The following is a 17478-nucleotide window of genomic DNA, read 5'->3' as shown; positions in this document are numbered from 1 at the left end:
GCTCATGACTCCTAGTGCTCTTCGCGCGGGCGGGCGTCCCACGCCTTTACCAAGGTAGAGAGGTCTCCGGGCAGCGTGACGTCCGGGAGCGGCTCCTTGCCCTTCAGCCAGGGCCCGAGCGCCTCGATCAAGGCCTCGTCCAGGCCGCGTCGGGACAGGCCCACGACGTTGACGCCGGTGACCCGGGCCGGGTTGCCGACGGCGATGGTGAACGCGCCGATCTCACGGCGGACCGCCGAGCCCATGCCGATCATCGCGCCGGGACCGATCACGACCTTCTGGTGCAGGATCGCGCCCATACCGAGGTTCGCGCCGTCCCAGATGTGGCAGTGGCCACCCGTCACCGCGTTGGAGGCGACCGTCACGGCGTCGCCGACCAGGCAGTCGTGCGCGATGTGCGAGTTGCGCAGGAAGTAGCCGTCGCTGCCGATCGTCGTGGTCCGCCAGGTGCCCTGGTGGACGCTCACGTACTCGCGGATCCGGTTGCGGCTGCCGATGACGACGCCGTGACCGTCGTGATCCGGGTCACCCACCGGCGCCTCGGTCCAGGCGTCCGGGTGGGGGCGGCCGCGGTCCTCGCCGGGCGTGCCGATCGTCACGTGCGGGCCGATCCAGTTGCCGTCGCCGATCCGGGCCGGCCCGACGATCACCGCGTACGGCCCGATCACGTTGTCGTCGCCGAGTTCGACGCCTTCGCCGATGACAGCGGTCGGGTGGATGCGGTTGGCCACGGGTGGTCGTCCGTTCGTCGGCGGCTGGGTTCTGGGCGTGCTACCGCGCCCGGTAACGTGTGGCCCGCGTTGTTGCAGGGCGGCCGGGCGCAGAACCGGCGGCTCACTGTACCGGACGCGCCGAAATCGCCTGCCGAGAGAGACTGCCCATGATCCCCATCACTGTGGTCGACGTCCGCGACGCGGAGGACCTCGTCGTCGAGGTGCTGCGCTCCGGCGCCATCGCACAGGGACCGATGGTCAAGCGCTTCGAAGACGCCTTCGCGGCGGTCTCCGGGACGAAGCACGCGATCGCGGTCAACAACGGGACGACCGCGCTGGTCGCCGCGCTCCAGGTCCTGGACCTGAAGCCGGGTGACGAGGTCATCACGTCGCCGTTCACCTTCGTCGCGACGCTGAACGCGATCCTGGAAGCCGGTGCGACCGTCCGCTTCGCCGACATCCGGCGCGACGACTTCGCGATCGACCCCGACGCCGTCGCCAAGGCGGTGACCGACCGCACCAAGGTGCTGATGCCGGTGCACCTCTACGGCCAGACGGCGGACATGGGCAAGCTCGCCCCGCTGGCGGCCGAGCACGGCCTCCAGGTGATCGAGGACTCCGCGCAGGCCGTCGGCGCGTCGTTCGAGGGCAAGCCGGCCGGCTCGTTCGGCATCGGCTGCTTCTCGCTGTACGCGACGAAGAACATCACCACCGCCGAGGGCGGCGTCATCACGACGGACGACGACGCGCTGGCCGACAAGCTGCGTGTGCTGCGCAACCAGGGCATGCGTGCCCGGTACCAGTACGAGGTCGCCGGCCACAACTACCGGATGACCGACCTGCACGCCGCCGTCGGCATCCCGCAGCTGGCGAAGCTCGACCAGCTGACCGCCGCCCGCCAGGCGAACGCGAAGCGGCTGTCGGAGGGCCTCGCCGGCACCCCGGGCCTGGACGTCCCGCAGGTGCTGCCGGGCCGCGAGCACGTGTGGCACCAGTACACGGTGCTGGTCGGGCCGCACGCGTTCCTCTCGCGTGACGAGCTGGCCGCGGCGCTCACCGAGCGCGGCATCGGCAACGGCATCTACTACCCCAAGATCGTCTTCGACTACGACTGCTACGCGGGTCACGACCTGATCCCGGGCGCGCGCGTCGAGGACTTCCCGGTGGCGCAGGCGGTTGCCGCGCAGGCGCTTTCGCTGCCGGTGCACCCGCACCTGACCGAGTCCCAGCTGGACACCATCATCGAGACCGTTCGCGAGGTACTGGGCGCATGACGCATCGGATCGCTCTTGTCGGGACCGGCAACATGGGCTCGCTGCACGCCCGCGTGCTCGCCGGCAACGAACGCGTCGACCTGGTCCGCGTGATCGATCCGCGCGAGGAAGCCGGCAAGGCCGTCGCCGACCGGTACGAAACCCAGTGGACGCCGGAGATCGGCGAACTGTCCGATGTGGACGCCGTGGTGCTCGCCTCGGCCACCGAGGCGCACTACGACCTGGCGCAGGAGATCCTCGGCCAGGGCAAGCCGATGCTGGTCGAAAAGCCGGTGTGCAACAGCTTCGAGAAGTCGCAGGAAATCGTTTCGCTGGCGGCGAAGAACGACATCCCGCTGATGTGCGGGCTGCTGGAGCGCTACAACCCGGCCGTGATGACCGCGCGGGCGCTGGTCAACGAGCCGGTGCACCTGATGGCGCGCCGCCACGGCCCGTACGCGCCGCGCATCAAGACGGGCGTCGCGTGGGACCTGCTGGTGCACGACGTCGACCTGGCGATCCAGTTCTTCGGCGGCGCGACGCCTTCGCGCGTGACGTCCGGCGCGGGGTACTTCCACCCGTCGTCGGTCGACGGCGCCGAAGACACCATCGAGACGGTGCTGTCCTTCCCGACCGGCCTGGCCACCGTGTCGGCTTCGCGGCTGGGCCAGAAGAAGGTCCGCTCGCTGGTCGTCTCGGAGCTGGACCGGCTGATCGAGATCGACCTGCTGCGCCGCGACGTCACGATCTACCGGCACGTCTCGCACGACTCCGTCACCCCGGACGGCCTCGGCTACCGGCAGCAGACGGTCATCGAGATCCCGGAGCTCGTCACCGCGCGCGAGCCGCTCGCGACGCAGCTGGACCGCTTCTGCGACCTGCTCGAGGGCAAGGTGGACGCCGACGCCGAGCGTGACCTGATCCTGCCTTCGCACCACGTCGTCGAGCAGGTCCTGACGCAGGCCGCGGCCTAGCTCACCGGAGCCGGGAAGGCTGCCGGGCTTCGGCGGCCGTCCGGACCCACCGCGCGGACGGCGAAGAAGACGTTGTCCTTCGACAGGTCGATCTTCGCCGTCAGCGCCGGGCCGACGTCGAGCGCGTGCGTCCAGTCCGGCGCGGTCGTCTCGCGCCAGAGGACTTCGTAGCCCGCCGCGCCCGGCGTCGCGTCCCAGAGCAGCTCCGAGTCGTTCGTCAGGGCCGAAGTGCGGATCTTCACGCCCTTCGGGGTGCCCGGCGCGGTCGCCAGTGACCACAGCGCGGCGCCGTTGACCCGCGCGACCCGGGCGGTGAACGGGAAGTCGCAGAACTGCGGCAGATCCCCGATCTGGACGCCGTTCTCCACCCGGACGTCCTGGTGCTGGTGGGCGAAGTCCTCGGCGGGCTCGGTGAACCGAGCCGCCGGGTAGCCCTGCTCCAGGAAGCCGATGTGGTCGCCGCCGCGCAGGTAGCGGTCGCGGCGGTAGATCACCCGGACCGTCATGCCGGTGGCGTCGTTCTCCGCCACCGACTTCACGAACCGGGCGAGCTGCCGCGGCGGGGAGTCGTTCTCGCCGCCGATGCTGCGGCGCAGGTTCGCCTCGGCCGGCGTCTCCGCCGTCGGGACCCCCTCGGCGAACAAGCGGATCGTGACCGGGTCGCGCGTGCCGTCGTCGGCGCGGCTGGAGCCGACGATGTCGTCGGTGAACATCGCCTGGACGTCGGTGCCGGCCGCCTTGAACTGCCGGGCCATGAACCGGGCGCCGTAGAGGCCCTGTTCTTCACCCGCGACGGCGGCGAACACGATCGTCGCGGCCGGCTGCCGGGTCGAGAGGACCCGCGCCAGCTCCAGGGCCACGGCGACCCCGGACGCGTCGTCGTCGGCGCCCGGCGCGTCGCCGGTGGCGTTCATGACGTCGCTGCAGCGCGAGTCGTAGTGCCCCGACACGACGTACACGCGGCCGGGCTCGGTGGCGCCGTGCAGCGTCGCGACGACGTTGGTGATCGTCGTCGGCACCGGGATCCGGTCGGCGGGCGGCTGGACGTACGACTGCAGCGCGACGGTCAGCCGGCCCCCGGACGCGGCCGCGATCTGCTGGTACTGCGCGAACAGCCAGTCGCGCGCGGCGCCGATGCCGCGGACCGGGTCGTCCTGCGCCGACAGCGTGTGCCGGGTGCCGAACGCGGCCAGCCGCCGCACGGTGGCTTCGATCCGGCGCTCGTCGACCTGCCGCAGCAGCGCGCGCAGCTCGGGGCCGGGCCGTTGCGGCCGGACCGGGCCGCCGGGCCCGCGGTCGCCGAGTTCGGCGGCGCCCGCCGGGACGCCGATCGCCGACGCCGCCACCGTCGCGGCCGAAGCGGTGAGGAACACTCGTCGAGAGGTCACGGTGGGGTTCTTACGCCCGCGCCGCCCCGGCGGGTACCGCCTACTTGGTGAGCCGCTTGCCGTCGGCGTCGTAGGCGATCAGCGGGGTCAGCACCGCGGAGTTCGGCACGGCGACCGGGTCGAACCAGAACACGACCACGTTCGGGTCCGCGGTCCACTTCGCCAGGCTGGCCTCGACGGTCTTGCCGTGCACCGTGGTCGTGATCCGCGCCGCCTGCCCGGCGAAGTAGCCGAACACCGGGATGACCTCGGTGCCGGACAGCTCGCCGCCGTCGGTGGCGTGGAAGCCGAACGACCGGTCGGAGCCGCGGAACTCGTTCGTCATCAGCACGGACTGCAGGGTGTCCCCGGAGCGGAACCCGGCCACCAGACCGAAGTGGATGTCCGGCAGCTGCGGCAGCTCGACCGCCCGCGCGAAGAAGACGATCTCGCCGCGACCGGTCCGGATCCCGGTCCCGATCACTTCCCCCATCGGCTGGTCCGCGGCGGGCCCGGGGGGCGTCGTCGAGGTGGTGGTGACCGGCGACGGCGGCTGCGCGACCGGCGCGGGCGCGGGCTGCCGCAGCTGGAGCGCGAACACGACGACCAGGACGACGGCCGCCGCGGCGGCGACCCCCGCCGTGCTGGTGAGCACCCGCCGCCGACGCCGGATGCGCGTGCCGTCGGCCATGATCCTGGCCAGGTCGGGTTCGGCGAACGGCTCGGCGGGCGGCTGCCGGAGCGCGGCGCGGAAGTCGTCGAGGTCGTTCATCGGCCGCTCCCTCCGATCAGCGTGTCCTCGCCGGCCTCGACGCGCAGCTTGGCCAGCGCCCGTGAGTTCGTGCTCTTCACGGTACCCAGCGAAACGCCGAGCTCACGGGCCACGTCGGCCTCGGGCAGGTCGAAGAAGTGCCGTAAGACGACGACGGCGCGTTCGCGGTCGGTCAGCGTCTTCAGCACCGCGGTGAGCCACGCGCGCTGCGTGACGGCCTGGTCGACGTCGGAGCGGTCCTGCCGGTCGGGCATCGCCTCGGTGGCGTACTCGCGGATCGGGCGCCGCCAGCCGTCGATGACGTGGTTCATCAGGACGGTGCGGGCGTAGCCGTAGGCGTCCTTGTGCCGCACCCGCGCCCACGCGGCGTAGGTGCGGGTGAAGGCGGTCTGCGCGGCGTCCTCGGCCTGGTGGCGATCGCCGGTGAGCAGGAAGGCGGCGTGGGTGAGCCGGGCGGAGGAGGCACGCACGAAGTCCGCGAACTCGTCGTCGCCGCGCGCCATCCGTCACCTCGTTCCCTCGTCCCCCAGCGACGGTTGGGCCGCGGAAAGGTTGCTCTCGACCTGGTTGAGCGTACGCTTGTCCCCGAAAACGTTGCGTAACCGCAATCCTGCATTCGGTTACGGAGCGCTAGATTGTCTTGCGTGCGCTTCACAGGGGGATTCTTCGCCGCCGCATGCCTGCTGACCTGCGTCGCAGCTTGTTCGGGCGGCGCCACGACGGCGGCGCCGGCAACCACGTCGGCGCCGCCGTCATCCACGTCGGCGAGCAAGCCGAAGCCGACCACCGCGGCACCCACGCCGACCTTCGCGGCGGTCGTGTCGCCGGCCAAGGTGACGGCGGCCTGCCCGTTCCTGGGTGGGTCCGAGGTCCGGGCGCTCACCGGCCGCCCCGGCGAAACGGGCGAGGGCACCGAAGCCGCCTCCGAGGCGATGAACCCCGGCACCGCCTACCACTGCCAGTACGGGTTGAACGGCGAACTGGTGGTCGTGGCGATCCCGGGCGCGCAAAGCCCCTCGGCGACCATCGGCCGGCTCGACAAGGAGTGCAAGGAGCCCGCGAAGCCCGTCCCGGGCGCGGGCGAATACGCCACGCACTGCAAGTTCCCCGACGGCGAAGAGATGATCGCCGTCGGCAAACGCGGCCACGGCCAGAGCCGGTTCGCGCAGTTCTACACCCCGTCGAACCGCGACGACGTGTACGTCTCGCTGGCGAAGCTGCTCGGCGACCGGCTGTAGCGATGAGCCGCGTGGTCGCCTGCGTACTGGTCGTCTTCGTGGCCGCGTGTGCTCCCTCGCCGGCACCGCCACCGGCGACCACGTCAGCGTCGGCATCGGCGTCCACGTCGGCGAGCAAGCCGAAGCCGACCCCGACGGCGCCGGCCTTCACCCCGGCCGCCTCGCCGGAGAAGGTGAGCGCCGCCTGCCCGTTCCTGAGCGGCGAAGAGATCACCAAGACCATCGCCGGCGCCGACACCTACAGCGGCAAGGAACAGCCGGGGCCGAAGGGCCGCGGGCTCAGCGCCTTCCGCTGCGCCTACTCGACCGGCTCCTACCCGGACAACACGGTCATCACCCTCGACATCTCGGTGACGCCGCGGCGGCTGCCCGCGGCGGTCATCACGAAGACCCTGGAGGGCGAGTGCGACACACCGGCCACTCCACTGCCGGGAGTGGGAGAAGCCGCGTGGTTCTGCCCGCCGGGCCAGGCCAAGGTCCTGGTGACGACCGCCCGCACGAGCCACGGCGAAACCCGCGTCGCGCAGCTGCGGTTCATCATGACCACGCACACCGAGGTGTACTCGGCGCTCGCCAAGCTCGTCGCCGACCGGCTCTGAGCTACGCCGAGAAGTCGCCCGCCGGCGCGCCCCAGCCCGGGGTGTCCCCGCGCTGCTCCGCGATCTCGCGGCGGCGCGCGTTCTCCGCGCGCACCCGGTCTGCTTCGGACTGGATGTACTCCTCGTCGTAACGCTGGAACACGCGCGCCGGGTTGCCGGCCACCAGCGTCCTCGGCGGGACGTCCTTGGCCACCACCGAGTTCGGCTGCACCGTGGCGAAGTCGCCGATCGTCACGCCGGCCATGATCACCACCAGGCCGCCGATGAAGCAGCCCTTGCCGATCTTCACCGGCTTGCGCTCGATCAGGTCGCTGCCCGAATGGTTCTGCAGCGTCATGTTCGCCAGCCAGCTCGAGTGCGTGAAGATCAGTGTGTTCAGGCCGATGCTGGTGTGCTCGCCGATCTCCAGGCCACCGCTCGCGTCGAGGGCCGCGCCCTCGCCGATCCAGCAGTGCTCGCCCATCTTCAGGTTCTCGGGGCTGATGATCTTCGCGCGCTCACGCATGCGGCACGTCGAAGGCAGGCCGTAGAACGCCGCCCGCTCGGCGTCGTTCATGTACTGCGAGACGAGGTCGGTCAGGATCTGCGGGCGCAGCCGGTGGCTGCGCTCGTCATCGAAGAACATCGGCTTCCGACACCAGCTTCTCGAAGGTGCGCAGGTGCTCTTCCGCGACGACGTCGAGGCCGAAGTTCGACCGCACCATGTCGCTCTCGCGCTGCGCGATCAGCGCCCGCTTCGCCGGGTCGTCGAGCAGCTCGATCACCGTGCGCGCGACGGCTTCCGCGTCGTCCGGGCGCACGAGCAGCACGTTTTCGCCGTTGCGCAGCTCGATGCCCGGGTAGTTGTCCTCGGTGACCGACGCGATCGTCGCCGTGCCGGAGAGCATCGCCTCCAGCGACGCCGTGCCGCAGCCGCCGTTGAGGTCGTGCGTGACGATGTCCGCCGCCGCGAAGTACGCCGGGACGTCCGCCTTCGGCACCGCGCCCGTCACCACCAGCGCGTCGGAGACGCCCAGTTCCGCGGCCCGTTTGAGGAACGCGTCGTGGTAGACGCGGCCGACGATGACCACGCGGACGCCCGGGTGCTTGTCCAAAATGGACGGCAGTGCCTCGATCAGCGGCAGCCGGTTGCGCAGCGGGATGACGTGTCCGAGCGAGACGATCAGCGGCGCGTCCCCGATTTCGTGCTCCGCGCGGACGTCCTTCGTGACCGGCTTCGCGAAGTGCCCGGTGTCGACCGCGATCGGGAAGTACTCCGAGTTCGCGTCGCTGGTGCCGTAGCGCTCGACGCAGTAGTCGACACCGAGCTTGTCGAGGATGACGTAACGCGGCCGGATGTAGGCGAGGATCGGCTTCACCAGCACCGAGTCGAGCACCCGGAACACCCCGCCGTACAGCTTGTTGTCGCTGATCAGCAGGGTGTGGATGGTCAGCAGCACCGGCACGTCGTGGCGGCGTGCCCAGATGCCGGCCAGCCAGGACAGGTCGAAGAACTGGCCGTGCAGGTGGATCGCGTCCGGCTTGAACTCGTCCAGGAGCTTCCACAGCCGCCGCCAGTTGCCCGGCCGCAGCGACGCGAAGCTCATGTCGAAGTCGATCGACAGGCCGACCTGCGGCATCTTCACCGCCGGGAGGCGCACGACACGGTAGCCGTCGCGCTCCTCCTCGGCCGGGGCGTCGGCGTACGCGGCCGTGATGGCCAGGACTTCGTGCCCCGCCTCGACGAACTGCGCCGCCAGCGACGCCGACATGTGCGCGCTGCCGCCGACGCGGGGCGGGAAGAAGTTGTTCACCACCGCGATGCGCATGGCGCGTCCCCTGGCCGGCCCCGCTGTCGCAGTCACTCGGTTTCCTTGACCAGTTCCCGCATGCCGTCTTCGACGGTGATCCGCGGCTCCCAGCCCAGCACCTCGCGGGCGCGGCTGATGTCGGCGGCGCGCCGCGACACCAGCACGTCACGCTCGTTGAACAGCGGCTCGACGTCGACGCCGACGGCCTCGATGAGGATCTTCGCCAGCGCGGCGATCGAGGTGTCGATGCCGGTGCCGATGTTGATCGGCAGGTTCGCCCGCTCCGACTCGAGCGCCGCGACGACGGCCTTCGCGAGGTCGGAAACGTGCACGAAGTCCATCGACTGGTCGCCGCGGCCGTCGATGATCGGCGGCTGGCCGGCGCGCAGGCGCTGGATGAAGTGGTTGATCACCGACGTGTAGTAGGCCTCGATCTTCTGGCCGGGCCCGTACACGTTGAAGAACCGCAGCGCGTTCCAGGACAGGCCCTTCTGGCGCTCGTAGAAGCCCAGCAGGTCCTCGCCCGCGCGCTTCGAGATGCAGTACGGCGTGAGCGGCTTGAGCTCGTCGTCCTCGTGCATCGGCAGCCGCTTCGGCTCGCCGTAGACCGACGCGGTCGAGGCGAACACCAGGCGCTCGACGCCTTCGTCCGCGGCCGCGGCGAACACGTTGTGGTTGCCGATCATGTTGATGTCGATCGACTCGTGCGGGTCGGCGATCGACTTGTTGATCGACACCGTCGCGAAGTGGATGACGTGCGTGCAGCCGCGCATCGCCTCGCGCACCGCGCCGCCGTAGCGGACGTCCTTCTCGACGAGCTCCACCTTGCCGGTCGCGACGAACTCGTTGACGCGCGCGCGGTCGCCGCGGGTCATGTTGTCCAGGACGCGGACCGTGTAGCCACCCTCGATCAGCAGCGGGATGACGTGCGCGGCGATGAAGCCACCGCCCCCGGTGAAGAGCACCTTCTTGTCGGACACCAAATTCTCCTCGATCGGCACTTCAGGACAGGGACTGCACGGCTTCGCGCACGACCTCGCCGACCCGCGTGACTTCGGCGTCGGTGAGGTTGGCGTGCATGGGGACGGCGAGCTGGCGCGCGAACGCGTCGGCCGAGACGGGCAGCGGCGCCTGGGGACCGTAGATGGGCTGCAGGTGCGAGGCGTAGGTGCCGAAGTTGCACTGGACGCCCTGGGCGCGGACGCGCAGCGCGAGCGCGTCGCGGCTGACCTCCGGCGCGACCGTGAGCAGGTAGGCCTGCCACGGGTGCTCCCGATCGGACAGTTCGACCGGGACGGTCAGCGCTTCGACGTCCTCGAAGGCTTCGTGGTAGCGCTTCGCGACCGAGCGGCGGGCGGCGAGGAGGTCCGGCAGCCGGTCGAGCTGGACGTTCATGATCGCGGCCTGCACGTCCGACATGCGGAAGTTGTAACCGAGCTCGTGGAACTCCGGGATCGGCAGCGTGTCCGAGCCCTCGCGGCTGATGGCCGGCTCGATGCCGTAGGTGTGCAGCTTGCGGGCGCGGGCGATGAGGTCTTCGCGGTCGGAGACCAGCGCGCCGCCTTCGCCGGCGGTGATGCCCTTGCGGCCGTGGAAGGAGAACGCGGCGAGGTCGGCGAGGCTGCCGGCCGGGCGCGTCTTGTACGTGGCGCCCGCGGCGCACGCGGCGTCTTCGAAGAGCCAGAGGCCGTGCTTGTCGGCGATCGCGCGGTACTCGTCGAAGTCACCGGGCTGGCCCGCGACGTCGACGGCGAGGATGCCGACGGTCTTCGGCGTGATCAGGGACTCGACGTGGGCCGGGTCGGCGCTGAAGACGTCCGGGCGGATGTCGGCGAACACCGGCTTCGCGCCGGCCTGCACGACGGCGTGGCCGGTGGCGGGGAACGTGTAGTCGCCGACGATGACCTCGTCACCCGGCTTGACGCCGAGGACCTTGAGGCCGAGGAAGAGCGCCGAACCGCAGTTCGCGGTCGTCAACGCGTGGGCCGTGCCGGTGACCTGGGCGAACCGCTCTTCGAAACGGCGGCACGCGGGGCCGGCGCCGGCCAGCCAGCCGGACTTGAAGACCTCGGCTACCGCGGCGAGCTCTTCTTCTCCGACGGTCGGCTGACCGAGGACGATGCTGTCTGACGACATACCTCTCCCATTGCGTGGGGACCCGCCGAAGTGTATAGACGCGCTCTCAGGTGATTCACAGGACCACGCCGAAGACCACTTTCGAGTGACGCCCACCTGGGGGCGAAGAACCTCTTACGCTGGGCGCATGCGATTCGGGGTGCTGGGGGCGGTCGCCGCGTGGGCGGACGACGGCACGCAAGTGACGGTCGGCGGCCCGAGGTCGCGGACGCTGCTGACGTTGCTCGCCCTGGAGGCCGGCCGGTTCGTCCCGGCCGAGCGGCTGATCGACGGCATGTACGGCGAGAACCCGCCGGACGGCGCGGCCAACGCGCTCCAGTCCCAGGTGTCCCGGCTGCGGACGGCGTTGAAGGAGCTGGCGCCGGTCGAGTTCACCGCCGCCGGGTACCGGCTGGTCGTCGAACCGGGCGAAGTGGACGTCCACGCCTTCGAAAGCCTGGCACGCGAAGGCCGGACGCTGCTGAAGAACGGCGAGCACGGCCGCGCGGCGTCCACATTGGGCGAAGCGCTGGCGCTGTGGCGCGGGGCGGCGTTCAGCGACCTGGCCGACGCGCCGTTCGCCGCGGCCCAGGCCACCCGGCTCGACCAGCTGCGGGCCGACGCGGCCGACGACCACGTCGAGGCCCGGCTGGCGCTGGGACGCGCCGAAGACGTCCTCGCGGAGCTGCGGGAGACCGTCGCCGCGCAGCCGCTGCGGGAACGGCCGCGCGCGCAGCTGGTCCGGGCACTCGCCGCCGCCGGCCGCCCGGCCGACGCGCTGGCCGCGTTCGAAGCCGCCCGCCGCACACTGGCCGACGAGCTCGGCGCCGACCCTGGTCCAGACCTCGCCGAGGCCCACCTCGCCGTGCTGCGCGGCGAGACCGAGCAGCCGGCGATCCCGGCGTTGCCGGCGCAGCTGAGCAGCTTCGTCGGCCGGGCCGACGAGCTGCGGCAGGTGGCCGGGCTGCTGGACCGCAGCCGGCTCGTGACGCTGACCGGGCCGGGCGGCACGGGCAAGACACGCCTGGCGGTCGAGGTCGCCGGCGCCGAAGCCGGGCCGGTCGCGTTCGTCGAGCTCGCCCCGCACAGCGGCGACGGCGTCGCGGGCGCCGTGCTGGGCGCGCTCGGCCTGCGTGAGAGCTCGCGCGGCGGGCCGCAGGACCCGGCCGACCGGCTGATCTCGGCGTTGCGCGACCGGGCGGCGCTGCTCGTGCTCGACAACTGCGAGCACGTCGTCGACGTCGCGGCGCGGCTGGCCGCGCGGCTGCTCGCCGCGTGCCCCGGCCTGCGGGTGCTGGCCACCAGCCGCGAGCCGCTCGGCATCACCGGCGAGCAGCTGGCGCCGGTGCCGCGGCTGGCCGTCCCGCCGCCCGGGACGCCCGCGGCGGCGGCGCTGGCGTACCCGGCGATCCGGCTGTTCGCCGACCGCGCGGCCGCGAGCGATCCCGCGTTCGCCGTCGACGACTCGACGATCGGCGACGTCCAGCACATCTGCGCGGCCCTCGACGGCCTGCCGCTGGCCGTGGAGCTGGCCGCGGCGCGGGTCCGCGCCCTGGAGCTCGGCGAGATCGCGACCCGGCTCGACGACCGGTTCCGCCTGCTCGGCCGGGGCAGCCGGACCGCGGAGGCGCGGCACCGCTCGCTGCGCGGCGTCGTCGAGTGGAGCTGGGACCTGCTCGGCGACGACGAGCGCGAGCTCGCCCGGCGGCTCACCGTGTTCCCCGGTGGCGCGACGCTCGCCGCCGCGGCCGAGGTCTGCGGCGCGGACGCCGACCTGCTGCTCGAGCTGGCGGACAAGTCGCTGGTCGAAGCCGTCGGCGGGCGGTTCCGGATGCTGGAGACGATCCGCGCGTTCGGCGCCGAGAAGCTCGCCGAAGCGGGCGAGACGGCGGCATTGCACCGGGCGCACGCCGAGTACTTCCTGCGCTTCGCCGAGGACGCCGACCCGATGCTGCGGACGGCCGCGCAGCTGGAGTGGCTCGACCGGCTCGACGCCGAGTACGACAACCTGCTGGCCGCGCTGCGCTGGGCGACCGAGCACGACGTCGTGCTCGCGCTGCGGCTGGTGCCGCTGCTCGCGATGTACTGGTGGATGCGTGGGCGGCGGTTCGAGGGCGCGGGGCTGTCGCTGGCCGTCGTCTCGCGGTGTACGCCGGAGCTGCGCGAGGAGTACGTCGAGGAGTTCCTGGTGTGCGTCCTCGGCGCGATGTCGGGCCCGCCGCAGGAGTCGCTGGAGCAGTACCTGCCGCTGGTCCGGCGCTACGCCGCGGACGGGAACTGGGTGCCGCGGAACCCGATGCTGGTGATGCTGCTGGGCGTGGTGATCGGCCCGCCGGCCGACGACGAAGAGCTGGCCGGGCGCGGCGAGGGCCTGCTGGCCCAGGGCGACGCGTGGGGCTGGGCGCTGCTGCCGACGGGCATCGGCCTGCGCGCGATGATGTCGGGCGACCTGACCGGCGCCGAAGAAGGGCTTCGCGAAGGGGCGGCGCAGTTCCGCGCACTGGGCGAGCGGTGGGGCCTGTCGATGGCCTTGGACCACCTGTCCCAGCTGCTCACCTGGCGCGGCGAGCACGACGCCGCGGTGCCGTTGATGGACGAGGCGCTCGGCCTGATGTCCGAGATCGGCGCGACGGACGACGCGGCGGACCTCATCTGCCGCCGCGCCTGGACCCGGCTGCTGGCGGGCGACCACGCGGGCGCCCGCGCGGACTACGAGCTGGCGGCGTCGACGGCCCGCCGGTCCGGCATGCCGGAGACCCGCGCGGCGGCGTACATCGGCTTGGCGAACCTGGCCCGCTTCGCCGGTGATCTGCCGGCGGCCCGTTCGTGGTGCGAGCGGGCGTTGGCGGAATGCCCGGGCGGCTCGTTCGCCGCGGAGACCGTCCGCGCGATGGCGACGATCGCGCTGGGCTGGCTGGCGCTGGCCGAGGGCCGGCCGCGGGAAGCGGCCCAGTTGCACCGCACGGCCCTGCTGGCCGGCCGGCAGTGGCACGCGAGTGACGTGGTGGCGTTCGCGCTGGAGGGCCTGGCCGGGGTCGCCTCACCGGAACAGGCCGCAACGCTGCTGGGCGCGGCGGTCGGCGTGCGGGGGACGTCGATCGCCGGCGACCCGGACGTCTCGTCGGTGCGGACCCGGGTGCTCGGCTCGCTCGGGGCCGCCGGTTTCGAGCGGGCCTACGGGACCGGGCTCGGCATGAGCGCCCAGAAGGCGCTGACGGCGGCCGGCCTCGCGGACTGACGCGCTCAGGTCCGGGGCGCGGCCAGCGGGACGGCGTGGCGGTCGCCGGAGCGGACCATCGCCAGCAGCGGCTTCGCCAGCACGCCCAGCACCCGCGCGGCCAGCGGGCGGCCGTTGCGGCGGGCGATGTCCGGGCCGAAGCGGTCCATCAACGCCACCAGCGCCGGCAACGTCCGCACGAACAACGTCGCGTCCTCGATCAGCCCGGCCGCGTTCAGCCGGAGCACCGCCGCCTCCTCGATCGCCTCGCCGCCGATCCGGGCGGTGTAGACCACCACGCGGGTCCGGTCGTCGCCGGCGTCGGTGTGGAAGGTGAGCTCCGTGAGGTGCGAGAACGCCACCTCGAGCAGCGGCCGCAGCTGCGCGTGGCCGGTGAACACCACCCGCGAAGTGAGCGGCGAATGCAGCACCGCGTCCGGCGCGAACGCTGTCAGCGCCAGGTCGACGTCGCCCGTTTCGGCCGCGCGGCGGTAGGTCTCCGTGCTCATCGCTCCCCCTCGGTCAGTTTCCCCAGGCCGCGCCACAGCAGGTCCGCCGTGAGCGCCACGACCTCCTCGCGCGGGACGTCGCGGTGGTCCCACCACCACGTCGCCACCCCGTTCAACGCGCTCTTGCACGCCTCGGCCAGCACCTCGTCGGCCAGCGGGCGCGGGATGCGGGCGGTCAGGTCCAGCGGCACCCCGTGGAACAACGCGGCCAGGTTGGCCGTCGCCCGCTCCTGGCCGCGGCGGTGCACCGACGCGACCGCCGGGTCCGACGGCGGCTCGGCGAAGATCATCCGCCAGCCGCGCTCGTGCGCCTCCAGCCACGCGAAGATCGCCGAGACGCGGCTGCGCAGCAGCACTTCCGGATCGTCCGACGGCGGGAGCGCGGCCCAGCCGGCCAGCAGGTCGTCCACTTCGGACTCCAGCAGGGCCGCGTACAGCCGCGCCTTCGCCGGGAAGTGGTCGTAGAGCACCGGCGTGCTGATCCCGGCCGCCGCGGCGACCTCGCGCATCCCGGCCGCGTCGTACCCCGCCGAGGCGAACACCCCGGCGGCCGCGGCGAGGATCCGCTCGCGCCGCGCTTCCCGCGTCAACCGCTTACCTGACATCGGTTAGGTACCGTACCTGACGACTGTTAGGTAACGCCAGGGCAAGACCCCGACCAGGCGTTCGCGTAGCCTGGTCGATCGTGCGCAACGTGGTGATCGTCGGGGGCGGGATCGTCGGGCTGGCCGTGGCCTGGGAGCTGACCAGGCGCGGGCTGGACGTCACGGTGCTCGAGAAGGAAGCGCGCTGGGCCGCGCACCAGACCGGGCACAACTCGAACGTCGTCCACGCCGGGCTCTACTACAAGCCCGGCTCCTTCAAGGCGCGGATGTCCGTGGCCGGGAACCGGTCCATCGTGGACTTCGCGCGGCAGTACGGCGTGCCCGTCGAGGTGTGCGGGAAGCTCGTCGTCGCCACCGACGAGCGTGAGATCCCGGCACTGAACACCCTGGCCGAGCGGGCCGAAGCGAACGGCGTCCCGGCGAAGAAGATCTCCCCCGCCGAGGCGCGCGAGTACGAGCCCGAGGTCTCCTGCGTCGCCGCGTTGCGGGTCGAGTCCACCGGCATCATCGACTTCCCCGCGGTCTGCGAAGCACTCGTCCGGCTGCTCGACGAAGCCGGCGTCGACCTGCGGCTGAACAGCCCCGCGCTGGCCATCCGGGCCGGCGCGAACGGCGGGGTCGAGGTCGCCACCGGGGAAGACGTCGTCATCGCGGACGGGCTGGTGAACTGCGCCGGGCTGCACTCCGACCGCGTCGCGCGGCTGGCCGGGCTGACGCCGTCGGCGAAGATCGTGCCCTTCCGCGGCGAGTACTACGAGCTCAAGCCCGAACGCCGGGGCCTGGTCAAGGGCCTGATCTACCCGGTGCCGGACCCGACGCTGCCGTTCCTCGGCGTGCACCTCACCCGGATGCTCGACGGCAGCGTGCACGCCGGCCCGAACGCGGTGCTCGCGCTGCGCCGCGAGGGCTACCGCTGGGGCGACTTCTCCGCGAAGGACGTCGCCGAGGTCGCGGCCTTCCCCGGCGTCTGGCGGCTCGCGAAGAAGTACGCCTTCCCGACCGGCCTCGACGAGGTGCGGCGCTCGTTCTCGAAGAAGCGGTTCGCCGCGAGCCTGGCCCGGCTCGTCCCGGCCGTGACCGAGGACGACATCGTCCGCCACGGCTCCGGCGTGCGCGCCCAGGCCATGCGCCGCGACGGCTCGCTGGTCGACGACTTCCTCATCGAGACCGCGCGCGACCAGGTGCACGTCCTGAACGCGCCGTCACCGGCCGCGACCAGCGCGCTCGAGATCGCGCGCCACATCGCGGACCAGGTGTCGGCCTAGGCGGTCGGCAGGTTGGCCGTCACCAGCGGCAAGCCCTGCTTCACGAGGTCGCACGTCTTGGTGTCGTCGCCGATGAACCCGCTGATCACCTGCACCGACGACGTCTCGGTGATCGGCAGGAACGCGCCGCAGGTCACGCGCAGGCCACCCAGGTTCGGGAAGATGCCCCACTTCTTGCCGCCGACGTCGACGGTTTCGGCCGGGGTGACGCCGTTGACGCCGGGCCAGTCCGCGACCGGGGTGCTCGGCCCGAACCAGACCTCGAACGCCTTCTGGCCGCCGTCGCCGTCGGTGTCGTCCCACAGGCAGTAGGACGCGTTCGGCACCGTGGACGACGTGTCCTTCTCGCCGGTGGGCGAGATGTTCTTCAGCTGCGCGACCTGCTCCGGCTTCAGCATCGCGCACGGGTCCGCCGAAAGCAGCGGCCCGCCCGGCTCCGCCTTCGCCGGGCCCGTCGGGGTGATCGACGGCGCCTCCTGCCCGCCGGGCAGGTGGGCGGCGACCTGCGGGATCACCGCCTTCGCGAGCTCGCACGACTTGTCGATCGGCGGCTCCGACACACTGACGTAGGCGAAGGACTTGTCGTTGAGGAGCGCGTAGAAGACGCAGTCGTCGGCGAGGATCGACGGGTACTGCGTCCAGCTGAAGCCGCCGATCTGCTGTGGCTCCGACTTGGGCACGGCACCCGCGATGTACTCGTTGAAGTCGAGGTCCGTGGTGTACCCGACGTTCAGGATGGCCGACGGCTCGACGTCGTCCTTGCGGTTCCACAGGCACATCGGCGTCTGCAGCCGCTCCTTGTTCTCCTGCACCGAGCGGCCCTTGGCCTCGTAGCCCAGCGCGTCGAGCTGGCCCTCGTCGAGCAGCGTGCAGGCGTCGACGGACGTGACGACCGGGCCCTGGCCGGGCACCGGCGCCGCCGTCCCGCTGACGGCCACCGTGCAGCCGGACACCACGGTCAGGGCCGCCAGCGCCACCACGACCTGCCACTTCATGCGCATGAATCCTCCCGTTCGGCCCGGACACTACTGGGACGAACGGAGCAGCACCGCGGATCCGCC

17 protein-coding genes are annotated in these 17478 nt (G+C 72.0%); 6 read left to right on the top strand and 11 right to left on the bottom strand.

The window, feature by feature from the left end:
• Positions 1-11 precede the first annotated feature (11 nt).
• Positions 12-731, bottom strand: coding sequence for an acyl-ACP--UDP-N-acetylglucosamine O-acyltransferase family protein (locus M8542_RS26465; RefSeq protein ID WP_257922936.1), 720 nt, complete (start codon positions 729-731; stop codon positions 12-14).
• Between the two features lie 149 nt (positions 732-880).
• Between M8542_RS26465 and M8542_RS26460 the strand changes: the two genes are divergently transcribed.
• Positions 881-1987 (top strand): DegT/DnrJ/EryC1/StrS family aminotransferase, encoded by a 1107-nt coding sequence (locus M8542_RS26460; RefSeq protein WP_257922935.1) that lies wholly within the window; start codon positions 881-883, stop codon positions 1985-1987.
• Positions 1984-2940 (top strand): Gfo/Idh/MocA family protein, encoded by a 957-nt coding sequence (locus M8542_RS26455; RefSeq protein WP_257922934.1) that lies wholly within the window; start codon positions 1984-1986, stop codon positions 2938-2940. The genes M8542_RS26460 and M8542_RS26455 overlap by 4 nt, the downstream gene beginning before the upstream one ends.
• Here M8542_RS26455 and M8542_RS26450 read toward each other — a convergent pair.
• The 3 genes from M8542_RS26450 to M8542_RS26440 are packed head-to-tail and all read right to left on the bottom strand — an operon-like array spanning position 2937 to position 5582.
• The gene (locus M8542_RS26450; RefSeq protein ID WP_257922933.1) at positions 2937-4328 is read right to left on the bottom strand and encodes a M20/M25/M40 family metallo-hydrolase; all 1392 of its coding nucleotides are present in this window, start codon (positions 4326-4328) and stop codon (positions 2937-2939) included. The two genes, M8542_RS26455 and M8542_RS26450, sit on opposite strands and share 4 nt — an antisense overlap.
• A 40-nt stretch (positions 4329-4368) precedes the next feature.
• Positions 4369-5079, bottom strand: a complete 711-nt coding sequence (locus M8542_RS26445; protein WP_257922932.1) for a hypothetical protein — start codon at positions 5077-5079, stop codon at positions 4369-4371.
• On the bottom strand, positions 5076-5582 hold the full coding sequence (locus tag M8542_RS26440; protein WP_257922931.1) for a SigE family RNA polymerase sigma factor: 507 nt from the start codon (positions 5580-5582) through the stop codon (positions 5076-5078). The genes M8542_RS26445 and M8542_RS26440 overlap by 4 nt, the downstream gene beginning before the upstream one ends.
• Before the next feature lie 141 nt (positions 5583-5723).
• Here M8542_RS26440 and M8542_RS26435 point away from each other — a divergent pair, with 141 nt between their 5' ends.
• Together M8542_RS26435 and M8542_RS26430 are read left to right on the top strand one after the other, a co-directional pair.
• On the top strand, positions 5724-6317 hold the full coding sequence (locus tag M8542_RS26435; protein WP_257922930.1) for a hypothetical protein: 594 nt from the start codon (positions 5724-5726) through the stop codon (positions 6315-6317).
• 2 nt (positions 6318-6319) lie between these two features.
• Positions 6320-6916 (top strand): hypothetical protein, encoded by a 597-nt coding sequence (locus tag M8542_RS26430; RefSeq protein WP_257922929.1) that lies wholly within the window; start codon positions 6320-6322, stop codon positions 6914-6916.
• Between the two features lies 1 nt (position 6917).
• Here the strand turns inward: M8542_RS26430 and M8542_RS26425 are convergent, their stop codons facing one another.
• The 4 genes from M8542_RS26425 to M8542_RS26410 are packed head-to-tail and all read right to left on the bottom strand — an operon-like array spanning position 6918 to position 10842.
• Positions 6918-7541, bottom strand: a complete 624-nt coding sequence (locus M8542_RS26425; protein ID WP_257922928.1) for an acyltransferase — start codon at positions 7539-7541, stop codon at positions 6918-6920.
• Positions 7528-8724 carry a glycosyltransferase family 4 protein gene (locus M8542_RS26420; protein WP_257922982.1) on the bottom strand — a complete coding sequence of 399 codons (1197 nt, stop codon included), beginning with the start codon at positions 8722-8724 and terminating at the stop codon, positions 7528-7530. Before M8542_RS26420 ends, M8542_RS26425 begins: the two co-directional genes overlap by 14 nt.
• Positions 8725-8756: 32 nt before the next feature.
• Positions 8757-9686, bottom strand: a complete 930-nt coding sequence (locus M8542_RS26415) for an NAD-dependent epimerase/dehydratase family protein (protein ID WP_257922927.1) — start codon at positions 9684-9686, stop codon at positions 8757-8759.
• 22 nt (positions 9687-9708) lie between these two features.
• Positions 9709-10842, bottom strand: coding sequence for a DegT/DnrJ/EryC1/StrS family aminotransferase (locus M8542_RS26410; protein ID WP_257922926.1), 1134 nt, complete (start codon positions 10840-10842; stop codon positions 9709-9711).
• A 127-nt stretch (positions 10843-10969) separates the two neighbouring features.
• Here M8542_RS26410 and M8542_RS26405 point away from each other — a divergent pair, with 127 nt between their 5' ends.
• A complete protein-coding gene (locus M8542_RS26405; protein WP_257922925.1) occupies positions 10970-14059 on the top strand; it encodes an AfsR/SARP family transcriptional regulator in 3090 nt (1029 codons plus the stop codon).
• A gap of 5 nt (positions 14060-14064) precedes the next feature.
• Here the strand turns inward: M8542_RS26405 and M8542_RS26400 are convergent, their stop codons facing one another.
• Positions 14065-14547 carry a nuclear transport factor 2 family protein gene (locus M8542_RS26400; protein WP_257922924.1) on the bottom strand — a complete coding sequence of 161 codons (483 nt, stop codon included), beginning with the start codon at positions 14545-14547 and terminating at the stop codon, positions 14065-14067.
• Positions 14544-15152, bottom strand: coding sequence for a TetR/AcrR family transcriptional regulator (locus M8542_RS26395; RefSeq protein ID WP_257922923.1), 609 nt, complete (start codon positions 15150-15152; stop codon positions 14544-14546). The genes M8542_RS26400 and M8542_RS26395 overlap by 4 nt, the downstream gene beginning before the upstream one ends.
• An 80-nt stretch (positions 15153-15232) precedes the next feature.
• Here M8542_RS26395 and lhgD point away from each other — a divergent pair, with 80 nt between their 5' ends.
• Positions 15233-16417 carry an L-2-hydroxyglutarate dehydrogenase gene (gene lhgD / locus M8542_RS26390; RefSeq protein WP_257922922.1) on the top strand — a complete coding sequence of 395 codons (1185 nt, stop codon included), beginning with the start codon at positions 15233-15235 and terminating at the stop codon, positions 16415-16417.
• On the opposite strand, the gene M8542_RS26385 is transcribed toward lhgD, so the two are convergent.
• A complete protein-coding gene (locus M8542_RS26385) occupies positions 16414-17418 on the bottom strand; it encodes a DUF3558 family protein (RefSeq protein WP_257922921.1) in 1005 nt (334 codons plus the stop codon). The genes lhgD and M8542_RS26385 overlap by 4 nt on opposite strands.
• Between the last annotated feature and the right edge of the window lie 60 nt (positions 17419-17478).

This window comes from Amycolatopsis iheyensis (genome assembly GCF_024703995.1).
Lineage (GTDB): Bacteria > Actinomycetota > Actinomycetes > Mycobacteriales > Pseudonocardiaceae > Amycolatopsis > Amycolatopsis iheyensis.
Note: the sequence above shows the minus strand (reverse complement) of the source record. Positions and strands in the feature narration are given on the sequence as shown.

What these genes read in the sequence shown, in the direction of transcription:
- M8542_RS26460 (WP_257922935.1), top strand. Translation starts at nt 881, where the DNA reads ATGATCCCCATCACTGTGGTCGACGTCCGCGACGCGGAGGACCTCGTC.
- M8542_RS26455 (WP_257922934.1), top strand. Translation starts at nt 1,984, where the DNA reads ATGACGCATCGGATCGCTCTTGTCGGGACCGGCAACATGGGCTCGCTG.
- M8542_RS26445 (WP_257922932.1), bottom strand. Translation starts at nt 5,079, where the DNA reads ATGAACGACCTCGACGACTTCCGCGCCGCGCTCCGGCAGCCGCCCGCC.
- M8542_RS26440 (WP_257922931.1), bottom strand. Translation starts at nt 5,582, where the DNA reads ATGGCGCGCGGCGACGACGAGTTCGCGGACTTCGTGCGTGCCTCCTCC.
- M8542_RS26430 (WP_257922929.1), top strand. Translation starts at nt 6,320, where the DNA reads ATGAGCCGCGTGGTCGCCTGCGTACTGGTCGTCTTCGTGGCCGCGTGT.
- M8542_RS26425 (WP_257922928.1), bottom strand. Translation starts at nt 7,541, where the DNA reads ATGTTCTTCGATGACGAGCGCAGCCACCGGCTGCGCCCGCAGATCCTG.
- M8542_RS26420 (WP_257922982.1), bottom strand. Translation starts at nt 8,724, where the DNA reads ATGCGCATCGCGGTGGTGAACAACTTCTTCCCGCCCCGCGTCGGCGGC.
- M8542_RS26410 (WP_257922926.1), bottom strand. Translation starts at nt 10,842, where the DNA reads ATGTCGTCAGACAGCATCGTCCTCGGTCAGCCGACCGTCGGAGAAGAA.
- M8542_RS26405 (WP_257922925.1), top strand. Translation starts at nt 10,970, where the DNA reads ATGCGATTCGGGGTGCTGGGGGCGGTCGCCGCGTGGGCGGACGACGGC.
- M8542_RS26400 (WP_257922924.1), bottom strand. Translation starts at nt 14,547, where the DNA reads ATGAGCACGGAGACCTACCGCCGCGCGGCCGAAACGGGCGACGTCGAC.
- M8542_RS26395 (WP_257922923.1), bottom strand. Translation starts at nt 15,152, where the DNA reads ATGTCAGGTAAGCGGTTGACGCGGGAAGCGCGGCGCGAGCGGATCCTC.
- M8542_RS26385 (WP_257922921.1), bottom strand. Translation starts at nt 17,418, where the DNA reads ATGCGCATGAAGTGGCAGGTCGTGGTGGCGCTGGCGGCCCTGACCGTG.